At 56.2% G+C, this 5,953-nt stretch carries 4 protein-coding genes; 3 read left to right on the forward strand and 1 reads right to left on the reverse strand.

Annotation, left to right across the window (positions count from 1 at the left end):
• On the reverse strand, window positions 1–2,039 hold a 2,039-nt coding region (locus tag ACJROR_RS00460; protein WP_406545379.1), incomplete at its 3' end, for a S8 family serine peptidase.
• Between the two features lie 357 nt (window positions 2,040–2,396).
• Between ACJROR_RS00460 and ACJROR_RS00465 the strand changes: the two genes are divergently transcribed.
• From ACJROR_RS00465 to ACJROR_RS00475, 3 genes are all read left to right on the forward strand, one after another.
• Window positions 2,397–2,750, forward strand: a complete 354-nt coding sequence (locus tag ACJROR_RS00465) for a hypothetical protein (RefSeq protein WP_406545380.1) — start codon at window positions 2,397–2,399, stop codon at window positions 2,748–2,750.
• Window positions 2,740–3,354, forward strand: coding sequence for a hypothetical protein (locus tag ACJROR_RS00470; RefSeq protein ID WP_406545381.1), 615 nt, complete (start codon window positions 2,740–2,742; stop codon window positions 3,352–3,354). Before ACJROR_RS00465 ends, ACJROR_RS00470 begins: the two co-directional genes overlap by 11 nt.
• Window positions 3,355–3,922: 568 nt before the next feature.
• Window positions 3,923–5,947, forward strand: coding sequence for a hypothetical protein (locus tag ACJROR_RS00475; protein WP_406545382.1), 2,025 nt, complete (start codon window positions 3,923–3,925; stop codon window positions 5,945–5,947).
• Window positions 5,948–5,953: the final 6 nt, after the last annotated feature.

The raw sequence follows: 5,953 nt of genomic DNA on the forward strand, positions 1-5,953 counted from the left end.
TCCGCAAAGTACATGGTGGCATCCCGGCAGAAGAGCTTGGGATCAATAACCGCCCGATCCCGGAGCTCCCGGGAGATCTCCCCCGCATCCGGAAGCTCCGCCTCGGCATCCGGGGGCGGGGAAACGGCAAATTTCAGGGCGTCAATGCTGAAGCCGGCGGTTTCGAGACTGATTTCTCCTTTGATGGGGGATCCGGATTCGTCCCGGAGAGCGGTGAGCTCGCATTCATAGGTGTTTCCGAAGGCTCCCATAAAAAGAGGCTCTCCGGCCCGGCAGGAAACCTGTCCGGTCTCACCGGACTCGGGAGGCTGAGCCCGTATCTGGCACTCGGGATCCGTATCGCAGGAAAGCGTCCTTTTAAGGAGAGCCTCCGCATCGGGAATCCCGAAGCCGTATCTTCCGTGGTAGCGGTAGCCCGCATCATTGGCGATCCAGCCGGGCTGCCATACCAGCATGGGGCCTCTTTCATAATGGCGGCGAAGATTAATGCCCAGAGTCCCCGTCTCCTGCGGCCCCTCGGCCATTTCCGGAAAATCTTCGTCATTTCGGGCGGTTTCGGCCAGAAGATAGCGGGCCTGCCAGACATTGAGATCCGGGTACGCCTGATACATCAGGGTCAGAAGGCCGCTGGTCATGGCTGCCGCCGCGGAGGTGCCGTTCATGATGTCCGTGCTGTTCCCGTTAATGTTGTCCGGGGAAAGCGTCCGGTTAAACAGGGTGTAATCAGTCCGCTCCTTCCGGGATACCCGGTTCGCAAACCCCGCTCCCGCTCCGGAAACGTCGGAGGTCACCACCGCTCTTTCCCGATCCTGATAGCCGTACTCGCCCCCGGGAGCGGAGATCCAGATCCCGAAGGACAGGGGACTATATGAAGAGATTGTTCCGGAAGCGGTGACGGCTCCCGAACGGATCACATGGGGGGAAACTCCGTTATGGCCGCCGGGATTGAAGCCGCAGTTAACCCCGAAGGAACGGCAGGGGCCCGCAAGGGTTATGGGGCCGTTTCCGGTAAGCTCCTTGACCTCCACGGTATAGGTATTCTGATTGTAGGAATTCCCGGGAGAGGATGAAACAGACACCCCGGCCTCCGCCAGAGCCTCCAGCGCCATGAGTCCGGCGGCGGTAACCCGGGTGGCCCCGGTCATGCTCCAGCTCTCATTAATGACCCGGAAGCTGTCCCGGTGCCGAAGGAGCTCCTCCAGGATATTAACCTCGCTGAAGGCAGTGAAGCTGAGGCCGTGCTTCAAAGACTGGTAGTAGCTGAGCTCCGGGAAAAACACGGACACCATCTCGGCATCCGGGGCGATGCCCCGGCTGCCTCGGCCGTTCCCGGCCCGGGCTCCCACAATGCCGGCCACAGCGGTGCCATGCTGGAACATCTCCTCATTGCTGTCCAGGTAGGCCCCGTCGGGATTCCTATAGGAAAACACCGGAGCCATGACGGGAGAAACATCGGAAAAACTTACGAGGCCGTCCCGGAGATCCTCGTGAACGGCATCTGCCGCCGTGTCAAAAACCACGGTTCTCACGCCCTTTCCGGTGAGAGGATCTCCCTTACGATCCCGGAGATCTGCCGCCCGCCAGAGGCCGAGGTCAAACCCCGGAAGTCCCGGAGCATGCTGATCCTCCGGAAAGGTGCCGGTATTCCGGTAATGCCAGCTCCGGTAATGCAGGGGATCCTGATAAAGGCTGAGCTTAAAAACCCGGCTTTGTCCCGCGGCATCGCTGAAATGTATTGGGGCTTCATACTCCCGGGTATCCCCTGTCCAGGTTCCCGTCCAGACATAACGGAAGGAACCGTCAGGAAGCTCGGTAAGCTCTCCGGATTCCGGATCCGTACCCGTGACCTCCGCCACCTCCGATCCCGGCATGATAATAAACTCGTTGTCCCCCTTTTCGATATCACCCTGTTTCAGTACCGTAAAGGAGGGAACTGTGATAACGTCAGGCACTTCCTTATTAGTGTAATGGGCATATTCCCTCTTGTCATCAAAATCGCAGCCGGAAAGACCGGAAACAGCGAGGGCAAGAGCGGCCAAGACAGAGCAGGCGGCCAAACCCCGCGGGGCGGCGGATCTCCTATTACGGCAGCCAGGGATGCTTGCCGCCGGGGCTGAACAGTGATTCATCTGGGGCCTCGCAAAATCCGGAGCCTCCAAACCGGAACGCAAAACTGAGAAAACTTGAGAAAAAACCGGGAGAAGCGCCGGTTTCAGGCAATAAAGGGGAGACTTTGAGAAATTATAATGAAGCCGCTTTGGTTTGCCATTGTTTGCCGTGAGCCTCTTTACGGAAAGGCTGACCACTTCTCAAAATCCTGCCGGGGTATGAAAAAAGCTCCGGGCTTGGGAGCGGCAGGATCCCTAGGGAAGGAGTCATTTCCGGGAAGGCGGGAAATGGCAGAAATTCCGGGAAACCGGAGGAAGACGGCTAACGGCAAAAAAAGGGGGAAGAAAGGCGGCGAAAAAATGGAGATGAGATCGGGGGCAAGTGAGGAGCCTTCCGGAAGAGAAGGAAGAAGAGGAGGAAGAAAGAAAAAGGGAGAAAATAGAAGCAGCCTTCCAAAAAGAAGCTCATTCCTGACAACACACCCCGCCTGTGAAAGCAGATCCTTAATCACGCCCCCATTGCCAGCAGGGGCGGATCTCGGTATATTACCCGAAAATTCATCCGATCCTCCAGAGCTCCCGGCGGGCTTCCGGAGGATTCTTCGGATATCGCAAATAAAAGGAATCAGCCATGTCATTTAATGCAGAAAAAGCAGCAGAAACATCTTCCGGAAAACTTTCCGGGCAAGCATCAGGCTTCAGGTCATGGGGAACGGCGCTTCTGGCGCTGTCTCTGGCCCTGTCCGCTCCGGCTCTGGCAGCGGGAGCAGACAAAGCCGCCGCAGCGGGAGCTCAGGATGGCGCAGTTAAGGATGGCACCTACGTCATCAAGATCGGCAAAAAATTCCTGGGAGCCGATGTGTACTTTGATCTCCGGAACGGCGGGGACACCATTGAGCTTCCCCGGGCCGAGGTCACTCTGATGAAAAACGATCAGGGCTATCATGTCCGGGGCTGCTTCACCATGTACCGCGGCGCCGAGGTTATGCTGGATCGCCAGTGCGAGCTCCGGGAAAAGAGCATCTACTGCCGGACCGTCCCGGACTGGGTTACCGTGGCGCCTGAGAACACCAATCTTGACGGCATTGAAGAGCTTCAGGAGGTGATTATCACCCCGGCAGGGAAGGACAGCCTGAACATTAAGGTTACCGATGCCTCTATGTCTGCGGGCGGCGACGTGTCTCACTTCAGCGAAGGGCCCTACGTGCTCAGAAAAAACCGCGGTGATAAGTGCCGCCGGGAATAAGCGCCGCCGGGATCAGTAATTCTTAAGCCGCCCTGCTCCGGAGCCCGGTTTCGGCAAATTTGCCCGAAACCGGGATTCCCGGGGCGGGTTTTCCGGCGACCTTCCTTCTTTCATTGGCCGTTATTATGCGGAACGTAATCTCTCCCGTCCCGGCTCGGATCCCGCTCCGGAACAATCCTGCTTCCGATGCCGCAACCCCGCTCCCGTAAAGTCCTGAAGCCGCTCACTACGGCTTATTTCACAGCCGGAAAAATCTCACCTGCTATACTCTGAAGCCGCCCCTCTTATGCCGCCTCTTACGCCCCCTCAAATCCCCAGGATGCCTGTCAAGCTCCCCTGAAGCTGGCGTAAAAAACAAAAATCACCAAAACCTTGCCGAAATCTCACCAAAAACTTTGCACACGATCACAAAAATAAGTAGAATATGATCCAAGTCATGTTTTGTTAGAAGCATTGACCATCACCTGAAGGCTAACTCATGTCACACAATGGCATAGCGTTTTCAGGTGATTTTTTTATAGTGCGGATTTTAGTTACCGTGTGATTTTTTAATCAGAGATACCAGAAAATGCAGATCTGCAAAGATAACAGATTTCTCCCGGAGAGCTTTTTTCAGAAATATAAGAGCACGGACAGCCTGCTTTCGGACAGCATCCAAAACTGCGGCGCCATAATGGATATCGTGAGGGAGAGTCCTCTTCCGGAACCAGAACCGATTCGGAGCGGTATCGTAAGCGCCATTTTCGGAAAGAGCACCTCTGTTCCCGCCGTTCCCGTAAACCTGAACTGCGAGACAACACCGGAACTCCTCCGGGAACATCCCGCGCGGGAATGGCAGGAGCTATGCCGGAAATTCCCGCAGACGAATGTTCCCCTCGCCGTAAAAGAATTCCCCTGGCTCCGAAGGGTGAACAGCCGGAGGTTCAGCATCCATGATTACCGGAACCGCTTCCGGAAGTTTCTGGAAAAGATGCACCCCTCGACCTTCATTGATCACTGGGGCCGGGAGCCCAAGGCCTACATGAAGATCATGAACCGCTATCTGGACAGCCTGCTGGATCCGGATCCCGGGAGGAGAGCCAGTCTCCGGGAGCTGGAAATCATGGACTCCTGGTATGTCCCCTTCGTCCGGGATCTGAAATTCATTCAGCTTAAGAGCTTTTTTCTGGAGAACACCGAGGAGTGCAACGAGTTCATAAAGCGGGAGAACACCGATGTCTCCCCTTCGGAAAAGAAACGCCTCAAGGATAAATTCCTGTTTTATCTTATGATGCACGATCTGCCCGGCGTCGTTCCCGATGACAGTTCCGGGGATCCTGCCGGTATTTCCGGTAAACATTCAGGTACGCATCCCGGTATTCATCACGGTAAACATCCTGACAAGGCGGGGATAAGCCTTCTGAACAGCTACAGTCTGAGATCCGACTGGATAATGGCCTACAATCAGCTCCTGATTTCCGAAATCGTCCATGAGCCGGGACTGGAGGGAGTTCTGATAAACCTGATCCTGAGCAAGATCCCCGCCGCCCGAAATGCCTTCCTGCTGTTGCCCTTCCCTCTCTGGTTCTTTCTGGATGATCCTCGGCTCCTTCGGCTCTTCACCGATGACCCGACCGCCGTTATCGCCGAGATGATGCCGGCTTTCCGCATCACCTTCCCCATGTACCGGGAACAGACCATTATCAATCTCCGGATGCTGATGAACGGTCAGAGTCTGACCGCCAGCTCCAGCGTCATGCAGGAATACATGGCCCTCCACGGCGTGCCCCGTTCCGGAATCACGAATCTCATCTTTGCATCTTTAACAGAAAAGGCCCGGCAGAATCTGATCAAGAATCGCGCGGTAAGGTTTACCGCCAGAGTCAGCTCTGAGCCGGGGCTGGAAATAAGCCGGGAGCATGCTCTCTCGGACAGCTTTATTGAAAATGCCACCTCTGCGGAAGCCCGCTGCTACCAGCTCATCATTCATCTCTTCGACAAGATTATCAATGACGGAAACTGCGGCGTCCGGTATCTGGCGGAGAGTCTGACTGCCCCCAGGGCCGGAAATAACTCCCGTGCCGCCGATGCGGTTCCGGTGCTAAGCTTCGAAGCCCTCCAAAAGCTCGGTCTTTGCGGCTTCCCTCTGAGCCTTCAGAGAATCAATCCCCGCTACCGCTCCAACATCGACCAGAATGCGCACCATAACCTGCCCTATGCGGCGATGATATTTACCAGCACCATGATGGCCAAGACCGCGAGTCTGATCTGGGTGATGAAGGCGCTGACCGGAAAACACATCACCACCCGGGATAACGAAATGGTGAAGTCCGTGGTAAACAGATCTCTGGCGGTGCTGACCCGGTATCTTAACGATCCGGAGTTCTGGCCTGAACCTCATGCCGGAAAAGCGGAGCCCCGGAAAAACGGCGGGAAAAGCGGGGCTAAGGCTTCCGGGAAAGGAGCGAAGAATACGGGGAGGAAAAGCACTGGAAAGTGTGACGGCGGGAGCTCCGGAAAGGCGGGCCGGAAAAACGCTGTAAAGGGGGCTGGTACTGCGAAGGGTGAGCAGAAAAGCCCGGCAAAAGCAACACGGGAAAAATGGGCCGGGTAGTCCCTG

It is taken from the genome of Succinimonas sp. (assembly GCF_045225735.1).
GTDB lineage: Bacteria > Pseudomonadota > Gammaproteobacteria > Enterobacterales > Succinivibrionaceae > Succinimonas.

Excerpts from the sequence above, each read along its gene's own strand:
- ACJROR_RS00465 (WP_406545380.1), top strand. The coding sequence starts at position 2,397 with ATGGCAGAAATTCCGGGAAACCGGAGGAAGACGGCTAACGGCAAAAAA.
- ACJROR_RS00470 (WP_406545381.1), top strand. The coding sequence starts at position 2,740 with ATGTCATTTAATGCAGAAAAAGCAGCAGAAACATCTTCCGGAAAACTT.
- ACJROR_RS00475 (WP_406545382.1), top strand. The coding sequence starts at position 3,923 with ATGCAGATCTGCAAAGATAACAGATTTCTCCCGGAGAGCTTTTTTCAG.